Raw genomic sequence first — 26797 nt, 5'->3', positions numbered from 1 at the left:
CCGGCGACAGCGGCGCAACGTCGCCGGCGGGGTCGTCGATGAGCGTCGTCGCAATTGCGGTGTTCGTGGCCGCCTATGCGCTGATCGCCAGCGACCGCATCAACAAGACGCTGGTAGCGCTGGCGGGCGCAGCGATCGTGGTCTGCTTGCCGTTGATCAGGTCCGATGACGTCTTCTACTCCCATGAGACTGGAATCGATTGGGACGTCATCTTTCTGTTGCTCGGGATGATGATCATCGTCAGCGTGCTGCGCCAAACCGGTGTCTTCGAGTATCTCGCCATCTGGGCCGCCAAACGTGCCAACGGCTCCCCACTGCGCATCATGGTCCTGCTGGTGCTGATCACGGCGCTCGCCTCGGCCCTGTTGGACAACGTCACGACGGTCTTGCTGATCGCGCCGGTCACCTTATTGGTGTGCGATCGACTGGCGATCAACGCGGCCCCGTTTCTGATGGCGGAAGTATTCGCCTCCAATATCGGCGGCGCCTCGACGTTGGTCGGTGATCCGCCCAACATCATCATTGCCAGCCGCGCTGGATTGACGTTCAACGACTTCCTGGTGCACATGTTGCCGATCGTCCTCATCGTCATCGTCGTCTTTGTCGGGTTGTTGCCGTTGCTGTTCCGTGGGTCGTTCACGGTCGATCCGGAGCGGGTCGCCGATGTCATGTCACTGGAAGAGCGCGAGGCCATTCGCGATCACGGGCTGCTCATCAAGTGCGGGGTTGTCCTGGCACTGGTCTTCACGGCTTTCATCGCGCACTCGGCGCTGCACATGGAGCCTTCCGTCGTGGCGCTGCTGGGCGCCGGCGTCCTGGTCGTGATCTCCAGGCTGGAGCGCTCCGACTATCTGTCCAGCGTGGAATGGGAAACGCTGTTGTTCTTCGCCGGCCTGTTCGTCATGGTCGGCGCCCTGGTGAAAACCGGTGTCGTGGAACAGCTCGCACGCTCCGCGACCACCGCAACCGGCGGCAACATGCTCGTCACCGCAATGCTGATCCTCGGTGTATCCGCACCGGTATCCGGCGTCATCGACAACATCCCCTACGTCGCGACCATGACCCCGATCGTCAGCGAGCTGGCGGCCACCATCCACGACCACGTCCACCCCGACGTGCTGTGGTGGGCGTTGGCCCTCGGTGCCGACTTCGGCGGCAACCTGACCGCCGTGGGAGCCAGCGCCAACGTCGTCATGCTCGGAATCGCCCGTCGCGCCGAGAGTCCCATCTCGTTTTGGGAATTCACCCGCAAAGGCGCGGTGGTGACCATCGTGTCGATCGCGCTGTCCGCGGTCTATCTGTGGGTGCGCTACTTCGTTTTGGGCTAATAGTCCGATGCTTCGCAAAAGCGGCGAGTTCGATCCCGATGCAGGAGATAACTTTCATCGCCGCCCATCCGAATGCTGTGGTGGTGGAACTGGGTTGCGGACTGGAAACTCGGATGAACCTGGTTCCGTTGACCAACTCGGGCTGGCAAGGCAGCCCGCGATGAGCATGCCGAGGGCACGGACCGCGACTAGCAGGGACTCGCACTTAGTACGCGACGAACCGGAAGAAGACGAGCGCGGGCACCGGAGTCCGCGGTAGCAGTGCGCCGTCGGCAGTATTGGATGGACCGGTTTGCCCGTCTCGATCGGCGGGTATGCCATCGACTTTAGCGCTGCGACAATCGTGGCGGCGCGTCAGATGAGCGATAGTGGCATGGAGGCACGAAGTGCGGGGGACATCCGGCGAGGTACGGCGGATAACTGGTGCGCCGTGCTGCTGCCGTTACTCAACGCTCACGCCGTGGCACGGTGCGCGACAACATAACCGCGGCGTTGAGGCGTATTTGCAGCGCCGACAACATCGGCAATGGCGGAACCGCGGATCATAAGCTGCTGACGTTTGCGTCTGTACAAATGCGATGTCCAGGTGAACTCTTCAACATTCAGGTTGCTGGCTGAGCCTTGACTGCCTGCGTCCGGGTGAGCGTGAAAATCCGGCAGCAGCGCTTCTCAGCAGAATCGGCTGAACCAATTCAATCCCGACTCGGATCGCGCAGTTGATGGAATGCAATTGGCTAGATTGCGCGGACTGGTTTCTCCGTCGCGTTACCAAATAGCCAGAGACCAGCATGGAAGTTTGCGGCCGCCACATGCCTCGGCGCTCATTGACGGGCGCCACGTTGACCGGCGAGACACGCGCCAGTAACTCACCTAACTCACCGGGGGTTACCGAACATGGATTATGTGGCTCTACCGTCAGAGATCAATTCCAGCAGAATGTATGCCGATCCCGGGGCGTCGCCGGCGATGGCGGTCGCGGCTGCACCATTTTGCGTGCACTCCAGCGCACCTTCGTCTGAAGCCACCCAAAGGTGGTCCGACTGAATATAGAGAGGGGAAGTACAGATGTCCTTCTTAACCACACAGCCAGAACTGCTTACGGCTGCGGCCGGTGACTTGCAGGGTATCGGTTCTGCAGTGAGCGCAGGAAATGCGGCGGCAGCGCCACCGACGACTGGAGTAATTCCCGCCGCCGCAGACGAGGTATCAGCGCTGACCGCAGCACAATTCGCTGCGCAGGCCCAGATGTACCAGGCGATCAGCGCGCAGGCTGCGGCTATCCACGAGCAGTTTGTCACCACGTTGCAAACCAGCGCCGGTTCCTATGCAGCCACCGAGGCGGCCAATGCCGTCTCAGCAAGCTGAGGAGTTGTCAAGCAATGGAATTCGCGCTGCTGCCACCGGAAGTCAACTCCGCCAGGATGTATTCCGGTCCCGGCTCGGCACCGATGCTCGCCGCCGCAACTGCCTGGAACGGTCTGGCTGCCGACTTGGGCACGGCGGCCGCATCCTACGAATCGCTGATCGCTCAACTAACCGGCAGCTGGCTGGGGCCGGCGTCGACGTCAATGGCGTTCGCCGCCACCCCTTATGCGGCGTGGATGCACGCGGCCGCCGCCCAGGCCGAGCAGACCGCTGCGCAGGCGAGCGCCGCCGCGGCCGCCTATGAGGCCGCGTTCGCGATGACGGTGCCGCCACCGGCCGTCGCGGCCAATCGTGCCCAGCTGGCTGCGTTGGTGGCGACCAACTTCTTGGGTCAAAACACCGCGGCGATCGCGGCCACCGAGGCTCACTACGCCCAGATGTGGGCCCAGGATGCCACCGCCATGTACGGGTACGCCGGCAGTTCGGCCGCGGCCGCGACGCTGGCACCGTTCACGCCGCCGGGACAGACCACCAATCCAGCCGGCATGTCCGACCAAGCAGCAGCGGTAGCGCAGGCCACCGGCACCGCAGCCGGCACCCGCGCCCAAACCGCGATCTCGGCAGTGCCGCAAGCGCTGCAAAGCCTGACGTCGCCCGCGGCGGGGCTGCCGGCATTAGGCGCCGCGGCGCCAACCGCCTCGGCTGCTCCAATTGGCGCGCTGGCGCCGGCGTTGAGCGCCAGTCCGGCCTTGACCGTGGCGCTGGCAGGCCTGGGTGCCGACCTATTCGGCTCGTTCGTCATTGATTCGGCCGGTTCGTTCGGTGTGGATGTGGCCGGCGTAGGTGTTGCGCTCCAGGCCGCCGAGATAGAGACGGGCGGCGTCTACCCAGGATTGGGCTTAGGTGGTGTGCCCGTGGCGGCAGGTATGGGTCAAGCCAACTCAGTCGGCGGATTGTCGGTGCCGCAATCCTGGACCACTGCTGCCCCGCCGGCGATTCGGCAAGTCGCCATGGTGTCGCCGGGCTCCAGCGCTGCTGCCGCGGCAGCCGTCGCGGCCGGCGAATCGGAAATCCCCTACGCGGAGATGGCTGCGGCGGGGATGGCCGGACGCGCCCTTGGCAGTACCGCCGGTCTGCGCCGCGGGCAGCCGGCCGTATCGACGGGGCGGAAGCGCACGGAGTTGGCGCCGAGACCACTCACCGGGCCAGTGACGGGAATCGCCGCCGAGCTGCGCGAACTCGCCGACCTCCGCGACTCCGGGATACTGACCGAGGAGGAATTCACTCAACAAAAGCAACGCCTTCTCGAGCCGTAAAACTCGCAGCGCCCGTCATCGCGCTTGCACGTGGCGATTCGGGATGGCGCTGGGGCGCGAGGGGGAAACGACATGCTGACCGCGCTGAAGAGTCGCGTGGTGTCGACCGTGACGTGGCCGCTGAATCGGTTACCGATCGAAGACCGCGATTCGGTGATGGTCGCCCTGATGGTGGCCCCGTCGGGTGCAGCAGTTTCGCGATTCGCGGTGCTGATGTTTCTCTCGAGCCTGGTGGCGGCGATCGGGCTGCTACAGAATTCCGCGGCGGTCGTGATCGGCGCAATGATGATTGCACCGCTGATGGCACCGATCATGGGGATTGCCGCTTGTCTGGTCATGGGATGGGCGCAGCGGTTTGTGAGCGCTCTGATGCTGGTATCGGTCTCTGCGGCGTGCGCCGTCGCCGTGGGATGGCTCTTCGCAACACTGCTGCCCCCAGCCGGGACCGGGCTGCCTGCCCAAGTAGTTGCCCGGTCCAGCCCAGATATACGTGACCTACTGGTTGCGCTCGGGGCTGGCGCCGCCGGGGCGATCGCTACCGTACACAAACAGATTTCCGCAGCGCTGCCCGGCGTCGCAGTCGCTGTCGCGGTCGTCCCGCCTCTGGCGGCAGCCGGTGTGCTCCTGGGTCGGGGGCAGCCAGAGTTGGCTCGGGGCGCCGCGTTGTTGTTTCTGACGAACCTGATCGGCATCGTGTTGATGGCGGCTGTGGTATTCCTGCTGACTGGCTTGGTTCCCGGAGACATGTTGCGGACCCGTCGCGGCCAGATTCTTACTTCTCTGGCTGTGGCGGCCATTTGCGTATTGGCACTCGCATTGATCCTCACGCCGCGCTATCTCGCCATCACGCGCCAAGCCCACGAACTCAAAGTAGCCACCCAGACAATCACAGATCTTCTCGACTCCGGTAGCAGACTTACCCGTATCACAGCCGCTGACAACGCGATTCGCGCCGACATCGCGGGCCCCACGTCGCCCCCACCGGTGCAGAATGTGGCGGCCACTCTCGGTCGCGCATTGGGCCATCCGGTTACGGTGCAGTTGGGCTGGATACCCATGCGGGATCCTGAGGACGACCAGCCCGACATGCCGCAACTGCCGCTGATCGAGCTAAGCCCCGTGGTCGAGAAGTGGCTGGCCGGGCAATCATTGAGCCTCAACGGACTCAGCTATCAGTCCGGGACGCTGGTTGTTTCCGCGGCCGGACCACATCCGCCAAAAAATTCCGAAGACCTGACCGCGCTGCTCAACGCACGGTTCACCTACCGCATTCCGGTCAGCCTCGCCTGGACACGCACCCGCGGAGCCATCGAACCCAATGGCAGCGAAACTGCACTTGCCACCGCGCGTGGCACCGCCGCCAAATGGGCATCGTCCAGACCGGACAGCGCGATCTTGAGTATTACCGGATCGGCTACGGCGATCACTGTCACCTTGATTGGGCAAACCGAACCGGATGTCGGCGCACTGCAAGCTGACCTGCAGACCGCGCTGCCGCAGACCACCATCACCATTCAGTGGGTATCCGGCGGCCTGTTGGTCATTGCCACGCCCGCATCGACGCCTACACCGACACCGCCGCGGTAACTACCTGCGTACGAGACGCATGCTGCCGCAATGCGAATGCTTTTCTGAGAACTTGCCGCAGGCCCGAAATTTGGGCGCTACCGCTGGTGCACTGCGTTACGGGGTTATCGGGCTCGTCCAGTCTCCAACGCGTTGGCCAGCCATCGGTCGAGACTAAGCACGTCGTCGGGATCACCCCGCCACCCCAGGTGCGCGTCCGGCCGAACCAGCATCGCTTCCTTGCCGTCGTAGCGCAGCACACTCAGATGACCGCCGAGTCGTTTCTGAACACTTTCGGCGCCCCCCACATCGCCGTCGCGCGGCGCGAGCAACGCCCAACGACCGCCCAGTTCGGCGTGCAGGCGCGACACTGCGCCGTCCTCGCGGATGCACGGCAGATCACTGATCCGATCACCCGGACGCGGCTTTCGGCCTCGCCCGCCGAGCGGTCCTTTGCGGTAACTCACCCACAGCTGTGACGCCGAGTAGGTCGCCCAACGCTGCACCACCGCCAAACCGACCAACCGCACCACGATCCGATCTCGCACAAACCGACCAATCGGGTTACTCAGCACGTTGACGCGGGTCATCGCGCTGGTGCCGCGCAGCACCTCCATCGCCAGCGGGCGGCGCTCGGCCTCATAGCTATCGAGCAGTCGATCAGCCGCACAACCACTGACCACCAACGCAAGCTTCCACGCCAGGTTTTCCGCATCCCCGACACCGGTGAGCATTCCCTGCCCGCCGAAGGGAGCATGCGCGTGCGCCGCATCGCCGGCGATCACAATCCGGCCCCGACGGTAGGTATCGGCGAGGCGCCGGTGCACCGAAAACTGGGAAAGCCACACCGCATCCCCGATCCGCACTGGGCGCTGGGTCCGCTCCGGCAGGATCTGCTCGAGACGGTCGAGAATCTGGTGCTCGCTTGGCTTTTCGTCACCCCCCGGGTCGTAGGCGATTACCCGCCACAAGTCGTTGCGCCCATCCGGGTCGGGCATCGGCATCACGCCGATCATCCCCGCCGGGTGAATCCAACCGGTCGTCCCGCCACGGTCCATGTCCCAATCAAGGTGCACGTCGGCCAGCAGAAAACGCTCGCTGAGCTGCACGCCCGGAAAGCCAATACCCGCCAGTGCGCGAGTGGTGCTGCCGGTGCCGTCACAGCCCACGACCCATTGCGTCCGCACGCTCTGATCGGCACCCAGCACCGCAGTGACGCCCTCGTCGTCCGGCGTCACAGCACGCAACGGCCGGCCCCATTCCACAACACCGCCAAGCTCGGCCAACCGATCGCGCAGTGCCGCCTCGACCTTGGCCTGCGACACCAGCATTGGCGGCGCGGCCGTGCGCAGCCCTGGATCACCGAACTGCAGCTTCATGACCGGTTGGTCGCCGAGATAGGTCGTAACCCGCATCGCTCGTAGCGACTCATCGGGCAACGTCCCCAACGCACCCACCCGGTCGAGCACCTCCGAACCGCGCGCGTGCAGAAAGTTGGCCCGCGACGTCACTGCCGGACCCGACGCGCGATCGACGACACGCACTGAGACGCCGTGCAATAACAATCCGCACGCCAACGTCAGGCCGGTAGGGCCCGCGCCCACCACAACGACATCGACAGTGTCCACACAGGCAAAGGTACGGACCACTGGCGGTCAGCCGCCGTCAGCACTCTTGCCGAGAGCGGTCTTGGCGAGGAAGCGGCGGAACAACGGCCAGGCGATCGCCAGGTTGTACCCGACGCCGCCCAGCAGGTACGGCCACCACGTGCCCTGGTCGCTGGCCACCCAGAACGCCTTGGCGGCCCAGTAGGGCGGCAACACCCCGAACGCCAGATTCCAATTGGAATCGATGAACCACGGCAGGCAGGGCAGCCCGGCGATCAGCATGCCCAGGGCGCGGACGGCCGCCAGGCCCTGAATCTTGTTGCTGGCCACGGCCAGTATCAGCAGCAGCGTCACCACTGCGGAGAGCCCGGCCAGCAGCCCGATCGGGATCAACGCCCCGACCAGGCCGGGCTGCAGGATTCCGCTGAACGACATCGTCGCGATCACGTAGACCGTGGTCACTGCGATCACCGTGGCCGCCCGGTAGCCGAAGAAGACCGACAGCGGAACCGGCGTCACCCGCAACGCGACCAGTGTGCCGGCGTCGACCTCATCCAACACGAGGAACGCTGCCAACGCACCTGCGATGATGATGCTGGTCAGCAGCAGGAACCCGGTCAGAATCAACGGGTAGTACGGCACCAGATCGAACCCGTTGCGGTGCGCCAACATCCTGGTGAACCGCGGCGTGAGCAGCGCGACGCCACTGGTCCAGATCACCGGCGCGGCCACGATCATCACCAGCAGCGGGTCGCGGTAGGAACCTCGAATATCATTGCGGCCGAATGCGGTCAGCACTCGCACACCCGACATCACAGACCTCCCGATCGTGCGATGATGTAGCGGTCGAACATCGCCTTCGCCGTCCAACACAACCCCGCCACGCACACCACCGGATACAGCACCGCATACCCGAGCTGCCACGGTTGCAACGCAACCTGCTCGAACGCGGCGCCGAACAGCAGCAACGGCCCGTGCGTCGGGATGATGTAGAGCAGCGGATTCGGCCACACACCCGAATAATTCAGCACCGGCAACGTCATCACCGCCAGCGGGATCGTCGCCGCCAGAAACCAGTCGCTGATCGATGCGAACGGCAGCGAGGTGATGAACCCCACCAGCAGCATCAACAGTGTCCCGAGCACAACCCCGACCAGCACTGGCATCACGGCGTACGCCAAACCGCGCGTCACCGTCGCCACCACCACCGCCGCGAGCAACGAGATCAACACCAGCAGCGCGAGTTTCGCGGTCAAATACTCCCGGAAACGTAACGGGGTGGAGATGACTGCGCCGAGTGTGCGTTCCTGCTTCTCGAAGAACACGGTGCCCGCGATGAAGAAGAACCCGATGATCGAGATATCACCTACCAACACGTAGGGTTCGGCGACCGGACGCAGGCCGGCCGGCATCGGTAGCAGCACGGCCAGCCAGATCAGCCCGGAGAAAACGGCGGCGTGCAGAAACTTTTGCCGCACTTGCAGTGTCAGTTCCAGCCGCAGCGCGCTCACCAATCGGGTCACGACAACTGCCGTCCGGTGGTCTCCACGAAGACGTCATCGAGGGTGGCTTCCTTGCTGTGGATGGTCTCGACGTGGTGGTCACGCAGCACGGCGTGAAATGCGGGATCGTCCGCCAGCCCGTCCAGGGGAAAATCGGCAGTGTCGAGCCGACCGTTCTCGCCGCGGTACTCCACGCGGACCAGCCGTTGACTGCGGGCGATTTTCAGCTCGGTCGGGGTGTCCAGGGCGACGATCCTGCCGTCGACCACGAAGGCGACCCGGTCGCACAGTTCGTTGGCGGTGGCCATGTCGTGGGTGGTGAGAAAGACCGTGCGACCGCGGGCCTTGAGGTCTAGCACCATGTTCTTGACGTTGCGTGCGTTCACCGGGTCCAGTCCCGAGGTTGGCTCGTCGAGGAACAGCAGTTCCGGGTCGTTGATCAGCGCCCGCGCGAACGTCAGCCGCATCTGCATGCCCTTGGAGTATTTGCTGACGAGGGTATTGGCATCGTCGGTCAGACCCACGGCGTCCAGCAGCGTCATCGGATCCAGGGTCGCGACGTCATACAGCGACGCGAAGAAGCGCAGGTTCTCCAGGCCGCTCAGTTTCTGATAGTGGTTGGGCAGCTCGAACGAGACCCCGACGCGCTGGTAGTAGTCGGATCCCCACGCCAGCGGATCCCTCCCCCAGACTGAGACCTCGCCACCGTGACCACGCAATAAGCCAATCAGGATCTTCTGGGTGGTCGATTTGCCCGCTCCGCTGGGGCCCAGGAACCCGAAGATCTCGCCCCGGCCCACCGCGAACTCCATGCCGCGGATCGCGGGCCCGGGCGATTTGGGATAGCGGAAAGTGAGGTCGCGGACGCGGATCACCTCGGTAATTACTGCTGCGGATGCTGCGACGGTCGAGACGTTCTGCATGGAAATCGCCCAATCCCTTTCGGGTCGAGCGCGGTGCGCCGATGGACGTACCGCACAGTCGGATATCACATTTGCCGACCAGACTTCCCGGCACGCCGTGATTCACTATACTGAATATTCAGAAATCTTTGAAGTCTCTGTAGGGAGTTGGCGTGGCCTCAGACCAACAGCACGCGGCCGAGCAGCTCGCTGTGATCCTCACCAGCCACGGGCTGCAACGGATGACCGCTCGGGTGCTGGCCACCCTGTTGTTCACCGAGCAGCCCACCATGACGATGGGTGAGCTGGCCGACCAGCTGCAGGCCAGTTCCGGTGCGATCTCCGGCGCCGTCAAAATGCTCACGTCCGTCGGGCTGGCCGAGCGGGTGCCGGCGCCGGCCAGCCGCCGCGACCATTTCCGGCTACGCGACGACGCCTGGGCGGTGCTGTTCACCAATCAGAACGCCGTCATCTCCGCCATGCAGACGGCAGCCGAGGCCGGTATCGCGACCACCGGACCGAACAGCCCGGCGCGGCACCGCCTCACGCAGATGCACGACTTCTACGACTTCCTGCTCACCGAACTCCCTGCGGTGTTGGAACGTTGGCATCAGAGCGGCTAGCGGGTCAGCAGCGCGGCGCACTCCACGTGGTGGGTCAGCGGGAACGAGTCGAACACCCGGATTTTCTCGACGACGTAGCCATGGCCGCGGTACAGGCCGATGTCACGCGCGAAAGACGCTGCCTCGCAGCCGATATGCACCACTCGAGGCACATCGGCAGCGGCCAGCAGGCCGATGACGTCGCGGCCCGCGCCGGCGCGCGGCGGATCCAGCACCGCTACGTCGGCGCGCGTACGTTGCGCGGTCAGCGCCCGGCGCACCGAATCGTTGACCACACTCACGTGGGGCAGGTCGGACAACGCGGCTCGAGCTGCGCGCGACGCCGCGCGGGAGGTGTCGACGCTCACCACCCGCCCGAACTCACCCACCGCCTCCCCCAGCGCCGCCGCGAAAACCCCTGCGCCGCCGTAGAGATCCCATGCGGTCTGGCCGGCGCCGGCCTGCGCCCAATCGCTGACCAACGAGCTGTAGAACCGCGCCGCGTCTCGGTGGGCCTGCCAGAACGCCGTCACCGGCACCTTCCAGCTGCGCTCACCGGCCCGCTGCACGGCCTGATAGCTGCCCTCGACCACATCGGTCGCGGTGCGTCGGCCTTGCCGCGCGGTGCACACCACATGACGCTGCGCGTCGTCGTCAACGGCCACATGCAGTTGCGCGTCCGGCGGCCAACTCGCAGCGGCCAGCCCGTCAACCATCCCGGCAATCAGCTGCGCGCAACGAATATCGGTGATCAACTCGTCGCTGTGGTAACGATGAAAGCCGGCGCGGCCGTCGGCGTCCACCGCCAGCCGGACCCTGGTGCGCCACCCCGTCGGACCCGCCGCGGAAAGCGGTTCGGCCACACCGCACCATTGCTGATCGCCTAGGCGCGCCAGCTGATTGGCCACCACCTCGCCCTTGAGTGCCCGCGCCATCTCCGGTTCGGCGAATGCCAAGTCGCAACAACCGGACCCGTCGACTCCGGCGATCGGACACAAGGACGCGATCCGGTAATCCGACGACTCAATCACCTCGATGGTCTCGGCGTGCCAGTAGGAACCCCGATCCGCGGTGACCCGCACCCGTACTCGTTCACCGGGAAGCGCATAGCGGACGAACACCACTCGACCGTCATGCCGGGCCACACAGCTGCCTCCATTCGCCGGCGCACCGACCGTCAGCGTGAGCTCGGTCAATCGAAGATTCCCCGCCGAGCGTCTCCGGGAGCGATGTGGGGCTGCAGCGTCTTGAGGCGTTCCGACGAAGACAGTTGCCATGGAACGGAAGTCACCATCACGCCCGGCATGAACAGCAACCGTCCCTTGAGCCGCAACGCACTCTGGTTGTGCAGCACCTGTTCCCACCAGCGGCCCACGACATATTCCGGAATGAACACGGTCACCACGGTGCGCGGCGACTCCTTGCTGACCCGCTTGACGTACTCGAGCACCGGGCGGGTGACCTCGCGGTAGGGCGAGGCGATGACCTTGAGCGGCACGCTGATGTCGCTGTCTTCCCATTTGCTCACCAGCTCGCGTGTTTCGCCGTCGTCGACGCTGACCGTGACGGCCTCCAAAACGTCGGGACGGGTGGCCCGGGCATAGGCCAGTGCCCGCAAGGTCGGCAGGTGCAATTTCGACACCAGCACCAGGGCGTGGTTGCGGCTGGGCAACACCACACCCTCGTTCTCGGCGGCTTGCTGCTGCAGTTCCCGGCTGACCGCGTCGTAATGCTTGCGGATCAACTTCATGACAAGGAACAGCGATGTCATCGCGACGACAGCAATCCAGGCGCCGGCGGCGAACTTGGTGACCACCACGACACACAGCACCGTTCCGGTGGAAACCAGACCGATCGTGTTGACCACCCGTGAGCGCATCATCTTGCGCCGTGCCGCCAGATCGGTTTCGGTGCGCAGCAGCCGCGTCCAGTGCCGCACCATGCCGATCTGGCTGAGTGTGAATGACCAGAACACCCCGACGATGTAGAGCTGGATCAGGGCAGTCACCTGGGCGCGGAACAGGATGATCGCGGCCAAAGCCGCCGCGGACAAGAACAAGATGCCGTTGGAGAAAGCCAACCGGTCGCCGCGGGTATGCAGCTGGCGCGGCAGATAGCTGTGTTGGGCAAGCACCGAACCCAACACCGGGAAGCCATTGAATGCGGTGTTGGCCGCCAGCACCAGGATGAGCGCGGTCACCACGGTGATGAGCAAAAACCCGATCTGAAAGCTGCCGAACACCGCTTGGGCAATCTGGGCAACGAGGGTTTTCTGTTGGTAATCCTCGGGGGTACCGATCAGTTGACGCGCGGGATCGTCGACGATTTTGACCCCGGTCTTCTCGGCCAGCAGGATGATGCCCATCAGCAGGCTGACCGCGATCATGCCCAGCATCAGCAGAGTCGTTGCGGCGTTGCGCGACTTGGGCTTCCGGAATGCCGGCACGCCGTTGCTGATCGCCTCCACACCGGTCAATGCCGCACACCCCGAGGAAAACGACCGGGCCACCAGGAATACCAGTGCGAATCCGACGATATGGCCGTGTTCGGCCCGCATGCCGAAACCGGCTGATTCAGCCTGCAGCGGATCGCCGAGCACGTAGATCCGAAATAGTCCCCAAGCCAGCATGATGCTCAGGCCGACGATGAACAGATAGGTCGGAATCGCGAACGCCGTCCCGGATTCCCGAATACCGCGCAGATTCATCGCCATCACCAAAAGGATTGCGATGACGCAGAACAACACCTTGTGATCGGCGATGAACGGAATCGCCGAGCCGATGTTCGAGATGGCTGATGCTGTCGAAACAGCAACGGTCAGAACGTAATCCACCATCAGCGCGGCGGCAACGGTCAGACCCGCATGCTCACCGAGGTTGGTGGTGACTACTTCGTAGTCGCCACCACCCGACGGGTAGGCGTGCACGTTCTGCCGGTAACTGGCCACCACGATCAACATGACCGCGGCCACCGCCAACCCGATCCACGGCGTCAGCGAGTAGGCGGCCAGGCCGGCCACCGAAAGCATGAGAAATACTTCCTCAGGGGCGTAAGCCACCGAGGACAGCGCATCCGAGGCGAACACCGGCAGCGCGACCCGCTTCGGCAGCAGGGTATGGCTCAGCCGGTCGCTGCGAAACGGCCGACCCAACACCAACCGGCGCGCCGCCGTCGAAAGTTTGGACACGAGAGCCAAGAGTAAGCCCACCGGCGATTGGCGGTAGCGTTCCGTAGACGAGCAGAACGCAGCCGAAAGGACCTCAGGTGCGGGTAGTGGTGATGGGGTGCGGCCGGGTCGGGTCTTCGGTCGCCGACGGCCTGTCCCGGATCGGCCACGATGTCGCGGTCATCGACCGCGACGGGACTGCCTTCAACCGGCTCAGCCCGGATTTCGCCGGCGACCGGGTGCTGGGCCTGGGCTTCGACCGTGATGTGCTGTTGCGGGCGGGCATCGAGGAGACCGATGCCTTCGCCGCGGTGTCGTCCGGCGACAACTCCAACATCATCTCGGCGCGGCTGGCCCGGGAAACCTTCGGCGTGCAGCGTGTGGTGGCACGGATCTACGACGCCAAACGCGCCGCGGTCTATGAGCGGCTTGGCATCCCTACGATCGCCACCGTGCCGTGGACTACCGATCGCCTCCTCAACGCGCTGACGCGGGAGTCTGAAACCAGCAAGTGGCGCGATCCGACGGGCACCGTCGCCGTCGTCGAAGTGGTGCTGCATGAGGATTGGGTGGGACATCGGCTGACCGATCTGGAAACAGCGACCGGAGCCCGGGTGGCGTTCTTGATCCGGTTCGGAAGCGGGCTGCTACCCGAACCGAAGACGGTCATTCAGGCCGGCGATCAGGTCTACGTCGCCGCGATATCCGGCCGCGCCGCCGAGGCGGTGGCCATTGCCGCTCTGCCGCCGAGCGAAGATCTCGAGTCGTGAAAGTCGCGATTGCCGGCGCCGGCGCGGTGGGCCGCTCGATCGCGCGGGAACTCATCGAAAGTGGCCACGAAGTCAGCCTGGTCGAGCGCAACCCCGAACACCTCGATGTCGATGCAATCCCGGCAGCGCACTGGCGGCTGGGCGATGCTTGCGAGTTGAGCTTGCTGGAATCGATCCACCTCGAGGACTTCGACGTCGTCATCGCCGCTACCGGTGATGACAAGGCCAACGTGGTCCTCAGCCTGTTGGCCAAAACCGAGTTCGCGGTACCTCGGGTGGTGGCAAGGGTCAACGATCCCCGCAACGAATGGCTTTTCACCGACGCCTGGGGCGTCGACGTCGCGGTATCCACCCCGCGGATGCTGGCCTCCCTGGTCGAAGAGGCCGTCGCAGTCGGAGATCTGGTGCGGCTGATGGAGTTCCGCAAGGGCCAGGCCAACCTCGTCGAGATCACGCTGCCCGACGACACGCCGTGGGGCGGCAAGCCGGTACGCAAGCTGGACCTGCCGCGTGACGCGGCGCTGGTGACGATCCTGCGCGGGCCGCGCGTCATTGTGCCGCAGGGCGACGAACCGCTGGAGGGCGGCGACGAGTTGCTCTTCGTCGCCATTACTGAGGTGGAGGCGGAGCTGCGCCAGCTGCTTCTGCCCGCACACTGACCAGGACCGGACTCGATGCACGCTGCGCGGCTTTGATCGCCAGATAGGTCACCACGGCGGCCGCAGCGGTCAGCGGCAAGCCCATTGCGATCCGCGCAACACCCAACCAACCCGTCTCGTCGGCGTCGTAAAGCAGCCGCTGCACCACAAAACGGGCCCCGAAGACCAGCACCCAGGTCAGGGTCGCGAGGTCGAAGGCGTAGACAGCGCGACGCACGTCACGCCAGCTGCGGTCATCTCCGGCCCACCAGCTCCACAAGTAGCCCACAACGGGCCGGCGGATCAGCACCGACACCGCGAAGACTGTCGCCCACACCAGCGACACCCAGATGCCCAGCAGGAAATACCCCTTGGACTCTCCGAGCGCGTAGGCGATCAACGCACAGATGGCAACGCCGATGAATCCGGATACCGCTGGTCGGGTGGACTCCCCCCGGATCAGTCGCCACAGCAGGATCAGTGCCGCCACGCCAAGCGCCGCGCCGGTGGCCGGGATCACTCCCGACATACCGGACACGACGACGAACACCACGACAGGCAGCGAAGAGTAGACCATTCCGCTCACACCGCCCAGGTGTGCCATCACCCGTTCGGCGGCGCCGGTGCGGTCATCTGCCATGGTCATTCCCGCCCGTCAGGATTCATCTCAGCGCTGAATTTCGTAATGCGGGTTGTAAATCGCCTTGGTGCCGTTGTCCAGCTTGCCCAGGCGACCCCGCACTCGCAGCATGCGGCCCAAGTCGATGCCCGGAATACGACGCTGCCCCAGCCACACCAGCGTCACGGTGTCGGTGCCGTCGAACAACTCGGCACGAACCCCACCGGCACAGCCCTTGGCGTTGGCTTCCACGCTGCGCAAGGTCCCCACCATCGTCACCTCCTGGCCACGGCGGCAGTCGATCGCGCGCTGTGCGCCGGTGTTGGTTGCCTCGTCGGACAACTCCTCGACGTCGCGCTGCTCGGGGTCCTCTGTCAAGCGCCGAGTGAGCCGGCGCAGATAGCCTTCGGGCGTCGCCATCACCTCTTCTGATCACTTCGGTCGCTTCCCGCGGGAACCAATCCGCGGCTGGCGGCCGAAACCGTAACCCTGCTATACCAACGGACACCGTAGACCCGTTGGTTCCTCAACGCCACGCAGCGCCTGGGGTGTCGGGTGGATACCCCGCGAACGGCAGGCAGTATCAAGCTGTGACCGTCGACTTGAGTGGTGTTTCCGCCGTCATACTGCCCGGCACGGGCTCCGACGACGACTACATCCGGCGGGCCTTCGGTGACCCGTTGCGTGCGGCCGGCGCGCTGATTGTGGCACCACCTCCGCGGGCGGGCGGCTTGGTGCGCGGCTATCTCGCCGCCCTGGACGACGCGGCGCGCGGCGGGCCGATCGCCGTCGGCGGTGTTTCGATCGGCGCCGCGGTGGCCGCCGCATGGGCGCTGGCCCATCCCGATCGCGCGGTAGCGGTGCTGGCCGCGCTGCCCGCCTGGGGGGGTGCGCCCGACGATGCGCCGGCCGCGCACGCGGCGCGGCATTCCGCGGCGCAACTTCGCCGGGAGGGATTGGCCGCGACGACGGCACAGATGCGGGAGTCCAGCCCGCCGTGGCTGGGCGACGAGCTGGCCCGTTCATGGTTGGGGCAGTGGCCACAACTCCCCGACGCGATGGACGAGGCGGCGGACTACGTCGCACCAACCTGTACAGAGCTCGCGGGTCTGGCAGCGCCATTGGCGGTGGCGGCGGCCGTCGACGACCCGATCCATCCGGTCGAGGTCGGCGTGCAATGGGCGGCCGCCGCACCGCGAGCCGCCTTGCGCACCGTGACGCTGGATCAGATCGGCGCCGACCCGGCTGCGCTGGGCGCCGCGTGTCTGGCGGCGCTGGGGGCCGTTTAGCCTCCGGTGCTGGTGCTGCGCAATTGCTGCATGGCCGACCCCTGGGCGCTGCGCCGAGCGGCCGGGTCGGGGTCATCTTGCTGCGCGGCCGCTTGTTGGGCGGCGGCCTCCCGCAGCTGCGCTGCCATCGGCTCGGGCAACTGCACCACCAGCGGCGTCCGCACCGGCAGTGGTGTATCGCCGCGACGGACTACGGTGTCCGCCAGCGCTTCCCGGGCTTCCTCGGTGAGCGCGTTGATGGTCTCGTGTGTTCCGTTGACCACGCAACGGATCATCCAGCGGTAGCCGTCGACTCCGATGAAACGCACCTCTCCGGCCGCACTGCCGACAACTTCCCGGCCCCAGGGGCCGTCCTGGATGGTCACTTTCGCGCCGTCTTTGCGCAGTGAATCAGCGAGTTCGGTGGCCACTTCCCGCCACAATCCGGCCGTCTTCGGCGCCGCATACGCGGCGATGGTGAACCGGCCGTTGACCGTGACCACCCACACCGCACTCGGGACGCCGGTATCGGTGAGTTCGACTTGCAGCTGACCGTCCCCGGGCATCGGGATCAGCACCGAGCCGAGGTCCAGGCGGGCCACTTCAGCGGCCGCGGGATCATCGAAATCTTCGATGTCGAATGGGCCGTCGAGTTCGACGTCGGATTCGGCTTCGGCTGTCGGCTCCGGGTTTTCCACTGGGACCGCCACCTCCGCCTCGGCCGAGTCGTCTTGGGGTTTGCTTTTACCGAATGCCATGATCACAAACTCGCGTGTCCGCCGGAGGAGCCGTGACCGCCGTCGCCACGAGACGTGACCGCCAAGCCGGCCTCGTCAAACGACGCCACCTCCATCAGCTCGACCAACTCCACCCGTTGCACCAGCAGCTGGGCGATGCGATCGCCGCGGTGCACCAGGATCGGGGCCGCAGGATCGAGATTGATCAACGCAACCTTGATCTCCCCGCGGTAGCCGGCGTCGATGGTCCCGGGACTATTGACGATCGAAAGCCCCGCTCGCGCAGCTAATCCGGAGCGCGGATGCACCAGCCCGACCATTCCGAGCGGGATGGCCACCGCAATGCCGGTGCGCACCAGGGCACGGTGACCGGGCGCCAGTTCGATGTCCTCGGCGCTGTAGAGGTCGACGCCGGCGTCCCCCTCGTGGGCGCGACTAGGCAGTGGGAGTCCCGGATCGAGGCGGACGATCGCCAGACTGGTCGACACGGGGGCACAGACTACCCTTGACCGCGTGTCGGGTACGCGCGTCGCGCCGCAAAGTGTGCGGTATCGCGAGCATTTATGGGTGCCATGGTGGTGGTGGCCACTGGGTTTCGCGGCTGCGGCCCTCATCGCGTTGGAGGTCAACCACGGCGTGCCGACGCTTCCCGACTGGTTGCCATTTGCGGTCCTGTTCGGGGTGGCCGCCGGAGCGTTGCTGTGGCTGGGCCGGATGGAGATTCGGGTCACCGTCGCCGACGACGGCGTCGAGCTGTGGGCCGGTGAGGCGCATCTGCCTGTCACGGCGATCGCCCGTTCCGCGGAGGTCCCACGCTCGGCCAAGTCTGCGGCATTAGGGCGCCAACTCGATCCCGCGGCCTACGTACTGCACCGAGGCTGGGTCGGTCCGATGGTGTTGGTCGTGCTCGACGACCCCGACGACCCGACGCCGTACTGGTTGGTGAGCTGCCGTCACCCGCAGCGGGTGCTGTCAGCATTGCGGAGCTGACCCAACCCGCTCAGGCCGCGCAGTCGGTACAGATCATCACGCCGTTCTTCTCGCTGGCCAGCCGGCTGCGGTGTTGCACCAGAAAGCAGCTCGAGCAGGTGAACTCGTCAGCTTGCTTAGGAACAACACGAACCGACAGTTCTTCGCCGGACAAGTCGGCGCCAGGCAGTTCGAACGACTCAGCGGACTCGGATTCGTCGACGTCGACTACGGCCGACGCCGCTTCATTGCGCCGCGCTTTGAGCTCCTCTAACGAATCCTCTGAAACGTCATCGGTCTCTGTGCGCCTTGGGGCGTCATAGTCGGTAGCCATCGGCCTTTCCCCTCGCTCCCCTCATAAACCCTGCAAGCAACGCTTTGTACCAGCGTCGAACGCATCCGCCAAACGATTCGTGCCCGTAACCCGGTTTGTTCAAGTGTGATTTACGTCACACACGTATCTTGACCGCCCTATCTCGTTCTAAACATCGCGTTCGGATCGCCGCTAGTCCCGTGGTCGGCGACCCACCGCGCCCGGCTACGCCGCGCTCGTGATCGCCGCTAGAGTGCTCCCGTGGTCGCGCAAATCACCGAAGGCACCGCGTTCGACAAACATGGTCGCCCATTTCGCCGCCGCAACATCCGGCCCGCTATGTTCCTGCTGATTTTTTTGGTGCTGGCAACCGGCTTTATCTGGACGATTGCACTGACCCGTCCGTCCGACGTCGACGAGGTCGCGATCTGCAATCCCCCGCCGCCGCAGACCGATCCGGGCCAACCACGGCTGGGTGAGCCGGTCCCGTACAGCACGATGATCAACGTCACCCCGGCCAAACTGGCCGATACCAAGATTCGGGTCCTCAATGCCAGCGGGCGCGGCGGCCAGGCCGGCGACGTCGCGGGCACGCTGCGCGACCTGGGCTTCGCCCAACCGACCGCCGCCAACGACCCGATCTATGCCAACACCCGACTGGCCTGCCAGGGCCAGATCCGCTTCGGCGAGGTCGGGCAGGCTGCGGCGGCTGCCCTGTGGGTGGTGGCGCCATGCACCGAACTGTTCCGCGACGACCGCTCCGACGACTCTGTCGATCTGGCGCTGGGTACCGAGTTCACCGCGCTGGCCCACAGCGATGACATCGAAGCGGTGCTCGCCGGCTTACGGCCAGGGCCCGGCGAGCCACCAGATCCTGCGCTGCTGTCGAAGATCCACGCCAACAGCTGCTGATTTCGGTCCAGCGGACGATGCGCGCCGCGGCGGGGCGCGAGCAGAAGCCGGTGAATCAGACCTCAGCCCGGGATCGGCGCCAGCCCGCCGAATCGGTCGAGGGCAGCAAGCAATTCGTCCGCGATCCCCGGTGCCGCCGCCACAACCAGCCCGGCGCCGCCGGCTGGCGCCCCAGGATCCGGCAGCACTACCCGCGCTCCCGCCTCGGCAGCAATCAACGCGCCGGCGGCACAATCCCACACGTGTAGCCCGTGCTCGTAATAGGCGTCCAGTCGGCCCGCCGCGACCATGCACAAATCCAGTGCGGCAGAACCGATGCGGCGCACATCGCGGACCACCGGCAGCATCCGGGCCGCCAGCGCCGCCTGGGCTGTGCGGCGCCGCCTGGAATAGCCAAACCCGGTGCCCAGCAGTGTCATCGACAAATCGTCGACATCGGTGCATCGCAGCCGACGGGTTTCCTGCCCGTCGGCGAGGTGCGCACCGAGTCCGGTCCCAGCCGAATACACCTGGCCGCCGACGACGTCGGCGACCGCGCCGGCAATCGACACGCCGTCGATCTGCGCGGCCACCGAGACCGCGTAGGCCGGGATGCCATAGACGAAGTTCACCGTGCCGTCGATCGGATCAAGTACCCAGGTGACCGTGTCGGCACGGCTCGCTGAGGGATCGGCCGGCCCACCGCCTTCCTCACCGAGAATGGGGTCGCCGGATCGCAGCTGCGCCAGTCGATCACGCAGCAACCGCTCGGTTTCGGTATCGACGACGGTCACCGGGTCCGTCGGAGTGGACTTGGTCTGCACCGCCTCGCTTGCCGAGACACTCGCGTCGGCGCCGAACACCTCAGCGCGACGACGGCGCACGAACTCAGCCGCCTCGCCGGCCAGCGCTTCGGCCACCGAACGCAGCTGAGCAGGACTGTTGTCAGGTGTCGTCACCGCTCTATCGCATCACAATCGTCGCTGGGGGATCCCCGCGGCGGGGGCATCCCATTAGGGTGTGGGCCACAGCCACATCCCGCCGAGGAGATGCGATGACCAGTAGCGACTCGACCACGGCTTCGTCTGCGACCGACGGGCCTGGCGCGACGCCCCAGCGGCGCGGCTTCGGCGTCGACGTGGGCGGCAGCGGGATCAAGGGCGGGATCGTCGATCTGGACACCGGTGAGCTCGTCGGCGACCGATTCAAGCTGCCGACGCCACAGCCGGCCACGCCGTCGGCAGTCGCGAAGACCATCGCCGCCGTGGTCAACGAATTCGGCTGGTCGGGCCCGCTGGGGGTGACCTACCCCGGCGTGGTCACCGAGGGCGTCGTCCAGACAGCAGCGAATGTGGACAAGGGGTGGATCGGGACCAACGCACGCGACGTCATCGGCGGGGAGTTGGCTGGCCAAGAAATCGTCGTCCTCAACGACGCAGATGCGGCCGGGCTGGCCGAGGAGCGCTACGGCGCGGGCAAAGACAAAACCGGCGTTGTGGTGCTGCTCACATTCGGCACCGGAATCGGGTCGGCGGTCATCCACAACGGGATATTGCTGCCCAACACCGAATTCGGTCACCTCGAGGTCGGCGGCAAAGAAGCCGAACACCGTGCCGCGTCGTCGGTGCGGGACAAGCACGGCTGGAGCTATAAGAAATGGGCGAAACAGGTGACGAAAGTACTGGTCGCTTTCGAGAACGCCTTTTGGCCCGATTTGTTCATCGCCGGTGGCGGAATCAGCCGCAAGGCCGACAAATGGGTGCCACTGCTCGAGAACCGGACGCCGGTTGTCGCCGCCGCCCTGCAGAACACAGCGGGAATCGTCGGCGCGGCGATGGCGGCGACCAGGGATGTCACCCACTGAATTGCGCGCTCCGGGCAATGTGGCCGCGCCCGGTCGTTACACTGGTCACCGGCAGCCGCCCAACCCATAGCGGCGAGCATCCAAGCTGATATCAAGACCGACATCCGACATAGCCGACACTTTCGGTAACGCACGCCCAGGAGCACCGAAGGCTCGGCTTGAAGACTGAGTCCTACTGAAGGGGTTTACGTGGCAGCGACCAAGGCAAGCCCGGCGACCGACGAGCCGGTGAAGCGCTCCGCTACCAAGTCCCCCGTCAAAGCCGGGGCGAAGCGACCCGCGGCCAAATCCGCAAACGGCGCCGCCCCCGCCAAACGGGCCTCCAAGACAACGACACGCGCCAGTAAGGCGCCGGCCAAAGCCGCCAAAGCCAACGGTGCTGACGCCGCCAAGAAGAGCCGCACACCGGCGAAAAGCGCCGCTGCCAAGTCCTCGCCGGCCAGTGGGCGTGGGAAGAAGGCAGCTTCGCCCAAGGACACCCCGAAGGACCGCGAGGTCGTTGCCGAAGATGCCGTCGATGAGGACCTCGACACCGAGCCGGAACTCGACGGTGAACCCGGCGACGATATCGAGATCGACGCCGCCGAGCTGAACCTCGACGACCTCGAGGAGGATGCGTCCTCCGACGGCGACGACGATACCGACAACGAACAAGCCGAAACCGACGACTCGGAGACCGCCTCGACCAAGAAGGCGCCCGCTGAGGGCTCCACCGACGACGACGAGGAAATCGCTGAACCCACCGAAAAGGACAAGGCCTCAGGCGATTTCGTATGGGATGAGGACGAGTCCGAGGCGTTGCGCCAAGCCCGAAAGGATGCTGAGCTCACTGCGTCGGCGGACTCGGTACGCGCTTACCTCAAGCAGATCGGCAAAGTGGCGCTGCTTAACGCCGAAGAAGAGGTGGAGCTGGCCAAGCGAATAGAGGCCGGGCTTTATGCCACCCAGCTGATGACCGAGTTGGTCGAGCGCGGCGAGAAGTTGCCCGCAGCCCAGCGGCGTGACATGTCATGGATTTGCCGGGACGGCGACCGGGCGAAAAACCATCTGCTGGAAGCCAACCTGCGTCTGGTGGTCTCGCTGGCCAAGCGTTACACCGGTCGCGGCATGGCATTTCTCGACTTGATCCAGGAAGGCAACCTGGGTCTGATCCGTGCGGTCGAAAAGTTCGACTACACCAAGGGTTACAAGTTCTCGACCTACGCGACGTGGTGGATCCGCCAGGCGATCACTCGGGCGATGGCCGACCAGGCGCGCACCATCCGCATCCCGGTCCACATGGTCGAGGTGATCAACAAGCTGGGCCGCATCCAGCGTGAGCTGCTGCAGGACCTGGGCCGTGAGCCCAGCCCGGAGGAGCTCGCCAAGGAAATGGACATCACGCCGGAGAAGGTGCTGGAGATCCAGCAGTATGCGCGCGAGCCGATCTCCCTGGACCAGACGATCGGCGATGAGGGCGACAGTCAGCTCGGCGACTTCATCGAGGACAGCGAAGCGGTCGTCGCCGTCGACGCGGTGTCGTTCACTCTGCTGCAGGACCAACTGCAGTCGGTATTGGAGACGTTGTCGGAGCGCGAGGCCGGCGTGGTGCGGCTGCGCTTCGGGCTCACCGACGGCCAGCCCCGGACCCTCGACGAAATCGGGCAGGTTTACGGCGTCACCCGGGAGCGCATCCGCCAGATCGAGTCCAAAACGATGTCGAAGTTGCGCCACCCCAGCCGTTCTCAAGTTCTGCGCGACTACCTCGACTGAGCTATGGCCGGCGATGCCGGCCGGTGCGCCGACGGCGCGGGCAAAGCGTCTATGCCGACTCCGACTCCGAAGCCGCCGGGAAGGCTCCGTCGGGGCCGGGCCGGTAGTCGGTGACCTTGAACACAGCACCGACCGGAAGTGATCCGTACAGATGCGGGAACAGCATTGACTCCGGGTCCGTTGCAACTCCCGGTTCCCAAAGCACCGGTGCATCCAGCCGGGGCGGATCGATGTACAGCAGCACCAGGTCGACGCGTCCACTGAAGAGGCGGTTGGCCGGCAGATGTACCTGGCCCGGTGTCGAAAGATGGATGAATCCGGCGCCGTCGGTCGGTTCGGGGTGGAGGGCACCGAGAGTCTGGGCAGCAGACCACTGGTCGGCTGAACAGAGGTGGACCAGCACCGCGGGATCAGGGTTCACAAAACCACCCTGCCCGAGGTGTAACCGGTAGGGCGTGAGAAACGACACAGCGGGTAACCACTCGGGGAAGAAGGCCAAACGCCCCGACATCTGAGACAGTGGAGATAGGCCAGAAACGGAGTAGCCATGAACGCGACCTTGACCAGTCCGGAGTTGACTAGGGCTGATCGCTGCGACCGGTGCGGCGCGGCCGCCCGGGTGCGCGCCACGCTGCCCTCTGGCGCCGAACTTCTCTTCTGCCAGCATCACGCCAATGAGCACGAGGCGAAGTTGGTTGAGTTGGCGGCGGTGCTGCAAGTAAGCGCTCCTGTGGAGTCTTGAGACACAACTCACCTACCGGCAATCCGGACGGCAGGACAACTCGTCAGGAATGCTGGGTTGGTCATGAGCGATCAACGGGTTAAGCCGTCGCGGCATCACGTCTGGCGTGTCACACGCCGGACGCTGTCGAAAAGCTGGGACGACTCCATCTTTTCCGAGTCAGCGCAGGCGGCCTTCTGGTCGGCGCTGTCGTTGCCGCCGTTGCTGCTGGGCATGCTGGGCAGCCTCGCCTACGTGGCGCCGCTGTTCGGTCCCGACACTCTGCCCGTCATCGAGCACCGCCTGGTGACGCTGGCGCACAGCTTTTTTTCCGAGAACGTCGTCAACGAGATCATCAAGCCGACGATCAGCGACATCGACAAGGGTGCGCGGGGTGAGGTGGTGTCGCTGGGCTTCGTGATCTCGTTGTGGGCCGGATCGTCGGCGATCTCGGCGTTCGTCGATGCGGTGGTGGAAGCCCACGACCAGACCCCGCTGCGCCACCCGGTGCGACAGCGCCTGTTCGCCCTTTTGCTCTATGTCGTGATGCTGCTGTTCGTGATCGCGACTGCCCCGCTTTTGGTGCGGGGCGAGTGGAAGGTGGCGCAGTTCATCCCGGACAGCTGGCTGGACATCGGCTACTACCCGGCGCTGATCACCGGGTTGATGGTCGCGGCGATGATCCTGTATCGGGTGGCGCTGCCCAAAGCGCTGCCGACCCACCGGCTGGTCCTGGGCGCAGTGCTGGCGACCGTGGTGTTTCTGATCGCCACCTTGGGATTGCGCATCTATCTGACCTGGATCACCGCCACCGGCTACACCTACGGCGCACTGGCCACGCCGATCGCGTTTTTGTTATTCGCCTTCTTCGGGGGCTTCGCGATCATGCTGGGCGCCGAACTCAACGCCGCCATCCAGGAGGAGTGGCCGGCGCCGGCGACCCATGCGCATCGGATGCGACGCTGGCTGAAATCCCGGGCACAGAACGGCACCACCGACGATCAGGATTCGGGCCGTGTCAGCGACGAGCGGGTCAGCTCTTCTTGAGCTGTTCGTAGATCCGTTTGCAGTCCGGGCAGACCGGCGACCCCGGCTTGGCCGATCGGGTGACCGGAAACACCTCACCGCACAACGCAACGACATGTGTGCCCATCACCGCGCTCTCGGCGATCTTGTCTTTCTTGACGTAGTGAAAGTATTTCGGGGTGTCGCTATCGGTCCCGTCGTCGACGCGTTCGTCGGTATCGGTGCGTTCGATCGTCTGGGTCTGCATGCGTCTCATTGTGCCGGAAACCGGTCGTTGAGCCGACTCTGAGCCCGCCTCGGGGCAATAGGCACCTGTGCCGGAATGGGCCGAATGTGGGACAGTGGATGGATGAAGCACGGCTCCGAGCTGGGTTTCGACGGCGACGGTCGGCCGGTGCTCATCACAGCAGCCGCACCCTCCTACGAGGTGCAGCATCGTCAGCGGGTACGCAAGTACCTGACGCTGATGTCGTTCCGGATTCCTGCGCTGGTATTGGCCGCCCTCGCGTACGGCGCGTGGCACAACGGATTGATCTCGCTGCTGATTCTCGTCGCGTCGATTCCGTTGCCGTGGATGGCGGTGCTGATCGCCAACGACCGGCCGCCGCGCCGCGCCGACGAACCCCGCCGGTTCGATCCTTCCCGCCGGCATACCCCGCTGTTCCCGACCGCCGAGCGTCCCGCACTCGAGCGAGACATTCGTCCAGCGCCGCAACCCGAATCACCAACCGCGGACGGTGCCGGCTCCGAATAACTGGGCGTGGACTGACCTTCTCAGCACATTCTCAGGGCGTCGGCACATTCCCGCACGTCAACGGGTGTGAGATCACCGCCGGGTGGGAACTCTTGTCACGGGTTAGTCGTTGGACCACATGACAGTTCAAGCCGATCAGGAGGCCGCTATGGCAAATGCCACTACCAGCCGGGTTGAGAGCGATCTGGATTCTCAGAGTCCTGCCGCGGATTTGGTGCGCGTGTATCTGAACGGCATCGGCAAGACGGCGTTGCTTACTGCCGCCGACGAGGTCGAGCTCGCCAAGCGCATCGAGGCCGGGCTCTACGCTCAGCATCTGCTCGATACCCGCAAGCGCCTGGGCGAGAAGCGCAAGCGTGACCTGGCGACTGTGGTGCGCGACGGCGAAGCAGCGCGCCGGCATCTGCTGGAAGCCAACCTGCGGCTGGTGGTTTCGTTGGCCAAGCGCTACACCGGCCGCGGCATGCCGCTGCTGGACCTCATCCAGGAGGGCAACTTGGGGCTGATCCGTGCGATGGAGAAGTTCGACTACGCAAAGGGATTCAAATTCTCGACGTATGCCACGTGGTGGATTCGCCAGGCGATCACCCGCGGGATGGCCGACCAGAGCCGCACCATCCGGCTGCCGGTTCACCTGGTGGAGCAGGTGAACAAGTTGGCGCGGATCAAGCGGGAATTGCACCAGAACCTCGGTCGCGAAGCCACCGACGAGGAACTCGCCAACGAGTCGGGAATTCCGGTCGACAAAATCAACGACTTGCTCGAGCACAGCCGCGATCCGGTCAGCCTGGACATGCCGGTCGGTTCGGAGGAAGAGGCCCCGCTGGGCGACTTCATCGAAGACGCTGAAGCGATGTCCGCGGAGAACGCGGTGATCGCCGAGCTGCTGCACACTGACATCCGCAGCGTGCTGGCCACGCTGGACGAGCGTGAGCATCAGGTGATCCGGCTGCGCTTCGGCCTCGACGACGGCCAGCCCCGCACACTCGACCAGATTGGGAAGCTGTTCGGTTTGTCGCGCGAGCGGGTGCGCCAGATCGAACGCGAGGTGATGGCCAAGCTCCGCAACGGCGAGCGCGCCGACCGGTTGCGGTCGTACGCCAGCTAAGACCTGTCACGGG

At 65.3% G+C, this 26797-nt stretch carries 31 protein-coding genes; 17 read left to right on the top strand and 14 right to left on the bottom strand.

From position 1 onward, the window contains the following. Window positions 1-38 precede the first annotated feature (38 nt). The 5 genes from AC5Y5W_RS18345 to AC5Y5W_RS18325 all read left to right on the top strand — a co-directional run bounded on the left by AC5Y5W_RS18345 (window position 39) and on the right by AC5Y5W_RS18325 (window position 5596). A complete protein-coding gene (locus tag AC5Y5W_RS18345) occupies window positions 39-1328 on the top strand; it encodes an ArsB/NhaD family transporter (RefSeq protein WP_500009320.1) in 1290 nt (429 codons plus the stop codon). A gap of 38 nt (window positions 1329-1366) precedes the next feature. Then, the gene (locus AC5Y5W_RS18340) at window positions 1367-1492 is read left to right on the top strand and encodes a hypothetical protein (protein WP_500022430.1); all 126 of its coding nucleotides are present in this window, start codon (window positions 1367-1369) and stop codon (window positions 1490-1492) included. Window positions 1493-2393: 901 nt separating this feature from the next. Then, window positions 2394-2693: a PE family protein gene (locus AC5Y5W_RS18335; RefSeq protein WP_499885897.1), complete on the top strand. Its 300-nt coding sequence runs from the start codon at window positions 2394-2396 to the stop codon at window positions 2691-2693. Between the two features lie 14 nt (window positions 2694-2707). Then, window positions 2708-4009, top strand: a complete 1302-nt coding sequence (locus tag AC5Y5W_RS18330) for a PPE family protein, SVP subgroup (protein ID WP_500009319.1) — start codon at window positions 2708-2710, stop codon at window positions 4007-4009. 72 nt (window positions 4010-4081) lie between these two features. Continuing rightward, the gene (locus AC5Y5W_RS18325; RefSeq protein WP_499885894.1) at window positions 4082-5596 is read left to right on the top strand and encodes a DUF389 domain-containing protein; all 1515 of its coding nucleotides are present in this window, start codon (window positions 4082-4084) and stop codon (window positions 5594-5596) included. A gap of 104 nt (window positions 5597-5700) precedes the next feature. Here AC5Y5W_RS18325 and AC5Y5W_RS18320 read toward each other — a convergent pair whose 3' ends face one another. Genes AC5Y5W_RS18320 through AC5Y5W_RS18305 form a run of 4 tightly spaced genes read right to left on the bottom strand, consistent with a single transcriptional unit; the run spans window position 5701 to window position 9607 of the window. Beyond that, window positions 5701-7203, bottom strand: coding sequence for an FAD-dependent monooxygenase (locus AC5Y5W_RS18320; RefSeq protein ID WP_500009318.1), 1503 nt, complete (start codon window positions 7201-7203; stop codon window positions 5701-5703). Window positions 7204-7230: 27 nt separating this feature from the next. Then, window positions 7231-7995, bottom strand: a complete 765-nt coding sequence (locus AC5Y5W_RS18315; protein WP_499885890.1) for an Rv2686c family ABC transporter permease subunit — start codon at window positions 7993-7995, stop codon at window positions 7231-7233. Next, window positions 7995-8705 (bottom strand): fluoroquinolone export ABC transporter permease subunit, encoded by a 711-nt coding sequence (locus AC5Y5W_RS18310; RefSeq protein ID WP_500009316.1) that lies wholly within the window; start codon window positions 8703-8705, stop codon window positions 7995-7997. The genes AC5Y5W_RS18315 and AC5Y5W_RS18310 overlap by 1 nt, the downstream gene beginning before the upstream one ends. Next, on the bottom strand, window positions 8702-9607 hold the full coding sequence (locus AC5Y5W_RS18305; protein ID WP_500009315.1) for an ABC transporter ATP-binding protein: 906 nt from the start codon (window positions 9605-9607) through the stop codon (window positions 8702-8704). Before AC5Y5W_RS18305 ends, AC5Y5W_RS18310 begins: the two co-directional genes overlap by 4 nt. A 152-nt stretch (window positions 9608-9759) precedes the next feature. On the opposite strand from AC5Y5W_RS18305, the gene AC5Y5W_RS18300 reads away from it, so the two are divergent. Next, complete coding sequence (locus tag AC5Y5W_RS18300) at window positions 9760-10209, top strand: GbsR/MarR family transcriptional regulator (RefSeq protein ID WP_499885886.1); 450 nt, start codon at window positions 9760-9762, stop codon at window positions 10207-10209. Here the strand turns inward: AC5Y5W_RS18300 and AC5Y5W_RS18295 are convergent. Next, a complete protein-coding gene (locus AC5Y5W_RS18295) occupies window positions 10206-11384 on the bottom strand; it encodes a class I SAM-dependent RNA methyltransferase (RefSeq protein ID WP_500009314.1) in 1179 nt (392 codons plus the stop codon). The two genes, AC5Y5W_RS18300 and AC5Y5W_RS18295, sit on opposite strands and share 4 nt — an antisense overlap. After that, on the bottom strand, window positions 11381-13375 hold the full coding sequence (locus AC5Y5W_RS18290) for an APC family permease (RefSeq protein ID WP_500009313.1): 1995 nt from the start codon (window positions 13373-13375) through the stop codon (window positions 11381-11383). The genes AC5Y5W_RS18295 and AC5Y5W_RS18290 overlap by 4 nt, the downstream gene beginning before the upstream one ends. A 77-nt stretch (window positions 13376-13452) precedes the next feature. Here AC5Y5W_RS18290 and AC5Y5W_RS18285 point away from each other — a divergent pair, with 77 nt between their 5' ends. Then, window positions 13453-14124 (top strand): potassium channel family protein, encoded by a 672-nt coding sequence (locus AC5Y5W_RS18285; RefSeq protein WP_500009312.1) that lies wholly within the window; start codon window positions 13453-13455, stop codon window positions 14122-14124. Then, a complete protein-coding gene (locus tag AC5Y5W_RS18280) occupies window positions 14121-14783 on the top strand; it encodes a potassium channel family protein (protein WP_500009310.1) in 663 nt (220 codons plus the stop codon). Before AC5Y5W_RS18285 ends, AC5Y5W_RS18280 begins: the two co-directional genes overlap by 4 nt. Here AC5Y5W_RS18280 and AC5Y5W_RS18275 read toward each other — a convergent pair. Both AC5Y5W_RS18275 and AC5Y5W_RS18270 read right to left on the bottom strand, forming a co-directional pair. Next, window positions 14734-15402 carry a DUF3159 domain-containing protein gene (locus AC5Y5W_RS18275; protein ID WP_500009309.1) on the bottom strand — a complete coding sequence of 223 codons (669 nt, stop codon included), beginning with the start codon at window positions 15400-15402 and terminating at the stop codon, window positions 14734-14736. The two genes, AC5Y5W_RS18280 and AC5Y5W_RS18275, sit on opposite strands and share 50 nt — an antisense overlap. A gap of 27 nt (window positions 15403-15429) precedes the next feature. Beyond that, the gene (locus AC5Y5W_RS18270; RefSeq protein WP_500009308.1) at window positions 15430-15801 is read right to left on the bottom strand and encodes an OB-fold nucleic acid binding domain-containing protein; all 372 of its coding nucleotides are present in this window, start codon (window positions 15799-15801) and stop codon (window positions 15430-15432) included. A 170-nt stretch (window positions 15802-15971) separates the two neighbouring features. Between AC5Y5W_RS18270 and AC5Y5W_RS18265 the strand changes: the two genes are divergently transcribed. Then, on the top strand, window positions 15972-16670 hold the full coding sequence (locus AC5Y5W_RS18265) for an alpha/beta hydrolase (RefSeq protein ID WP_500009307.1): 699 nt from the start codon (window positions 15972-15974) through the stop codon (window positions 16668-16670). On the opposite strand, the gene AC5Y5W_RS18260 is transcribed toward AC5Y5W_RS18265, so the two are convergent. Continuing rightward, the gene (locus AC5Y5W_RS18260; protein WP_500009363.1) at window positions 16667-17410 is read right to left on the bottom strand and encodes a DUF3710 domain-containing protein; all 744 of its coding nucleotides are present in this window, start codon (window positions 17408-17410) and stop codon (window positions 16667-16669) included. The genes AC5Y5W_RS18265 and AC5Y5W_RS18260 overlap by 4 nt on opposite strands. Beyond that, the gene (dut, locus tag AC5Y5W_RS18255; RefSeq protein WP_500009306.1) at window positions 17410-17874 is read right to left on the bottom strand and encodes a dUTP diphosphatase; all 465 of its coding nucleotides are present in this window, start codon (window positions 17872-17874) and stop codon (window positions 17410-17412) included. Before dut ends, AC5Y5W_RS18260 begins: the two co-directional genes overlap by 1 nt. A 25-nt stretch (window positions 17875-17899) precedes the next feature. Here dut and AC5Y5W_RS18250 point away from each other — a divergent pair, with 25 nt between their 5' ends. After that, window positions 17900-18376: a DUF3093 domain-containing protein gene (locus AC5Y5W_RS18250; protein WP_500009304.1), complete on the top strand. Its 477-nt coding sequence runs from the start codon at window positions 17900-17902 to the stop codon at window positions 18374-18376. A gap of 10 nt (window positions 18377-18386) precedes the next feature. Here the strand turns inward: AC5Y5W_RS18250 and AC5Y5W_RS18245 are convergent, their stop codons facing one another. Next, window positions 18387-18689 (bottom strand): DUF4193 domain-containing protein, encoded by a 303-nt coding sequence (locus AC5Y5W_RS18245; RefSeq protein ID WP_045382353.1) that lies wholly within the window; start codon window positions 18687-18689, stop codon window positions 18387-18389. 240 nt (window positions 18690-18929) lie between these two features. Between AC5Y5W_RS18245 and cei the strand changes: the two genes are divergently transcribed. Continuing rightward, window positions 18930-19580, top strand: a complete 651-nt coding sequence (gene cei, locus AC5Y5W_RS18240) for an envelope integrity protein Cei (RefSeq protein ID WP_500009303.1) — start codon at window positions 18930-18932, stop codon at window positions 19578-19580. 62 nt (window positions 19581-19642) lie between these two features. On the opposite strand, the gene AC5Y5W_RS18235 is transcribed toward cei, so the two are convergent. Next, window positions 19643-20518 carry an inositol monophosphatase family protein gene (locus tag AC5Y5W_RS18235; protein ID WP_500009302.1) on the bottom strand — a complete coding sequence of 292 codons (876 nt, stop codon included), beginning with the start codon at window positions 20516-20518 and terminating at the stop codon, window positions 19643-19645. 95 nt (window positions 20519-20613) lie between these two features. Here AC5Y5W_RS18235 and ppgK point away from each other — a divergent pair, with 95 nt between their 5' ends. Both ppgK and AC5Y5W_RS18225 read left to right on the top strand, forming a co-directional pair. Beyond that, window positions 20614-21423, top strand: coding sequence for a polyphosphate--glucose phosphotransferase (ppgK, locus tag AC5Y5W_RS18230; RefSeq protein WP_500009301.1), 810 nt, complete (start codon window positions 20614-20616; stop codon window positions 21421-21423). 189 nt (window positions 21424-21612) lie between these two features. Then, window positions 21613-23175, top strand: coding sequence for an RNA polymerase sigma factor (locus tag AC5Y5W_RS18225; RefSeq protein WP_500009300.1), 1563 nt, complete (start codon window positions 21613-21615; stop codon window positions 23173-23175). Window positions 23176-23224: 49 nt separating this feature from the next. On the opposite strand, the gene AC5Y5W_RS18220 is transcribed toward AC5Y5W_RS18225, so the two are convergent. Then, entirely contained in the window at window positions 23225-23596 is a 372-nt protein-coding gene (locus tag AC5Y5W_RS18220) for a DUF952 domain-containing protein (protein WP_500009362.1), read from the bottom strand. A gap of 126 nt (window positions 23597-23722) precedes the next feature. Between AC5Y5W_RS18220 and AC5Y5W_RS18215 the strand changes: the two genes are divergently transcribed. After that, a complete protein-coding gene (locus AC5Y5W_RS18215) occupies window positions 23723-23917 on the top strand; it encodes a DUF7455 domain-containing protein (protein WP_499885854.1) in 195 nt (64 codons plus the stop codon). A 63-nt stretch (window positions 23918-23980) separates the two neighbouring features. Next, window positions 23981-24943 carry a YihY/virulence factor BrkB family protein gene (locus AC5Y5W_RS18210; protein ID WP_500009299.1) on the top strand — a complete coding sequence of 321 codons (963 nt, stop codon included), beginning with the start codon at window positions 23981-23983 and terminating at the stop codon, window positions 24941-24943. Here the strand turns inward: AC5Y5W_RS18210 and AC5Y5W_RS18205 are convergent. Continuing rightward, window positions 24930-25169 carry a DUF3039 domain-containing protein gene (locus tag AC5Y5W_RS18205; RefSeq protein WP_499885851.1) on the bottom strand — a complete coding sequence of 80 codons (240 nt, stop codon included), beginning with the start codon at window positions 25167-25169 and terminating at the stop codon, window positions 24930-24932. The genes AC5Y5W_RS18210 and AC5Y5W_RS18205 overlap by 14 nt on opposite strands. An 84-nt stretch (window positions 25170-25253) precedes the next feature. Between AC5Y5W_RS18205 and AC5Y5W_RS18200 the strand changes: the two genes are divergently transcribed. Then, a complete protein-coding gene (locus tag AC5Y5W_RS18200) occupies window positions 25254-25676 on the top strand; it encodes a DUF3099 domain-containing protein (protein WP_500009298.1) in 423 nt (140 codons plus the stop codon). 118 nt (window positions 25677-25794) lie between these two features. Then, window positions 25795-26784, top strand: a complete 990-nt coding sequence (gene sigB / locus AC5Y5W_RS18195; RefSeq protein ID WP_499897191.1) for a sigma-70 family RNA polymerase sigma factor SigB — start codon at window positions 25795-25797, stop codon at window positions 26782-26784. Window positions 26785-26797: the final 13 nt, after the last annotated feature.

Source organism: Mycobacterium sp. NGS51 (assembly GCF_059812525.1).
The sequence above is the reverse complement of the archived record's forward strand: the minus strand, read 5'-3'. Positions and strand labels throughout refer to the sequence as shown.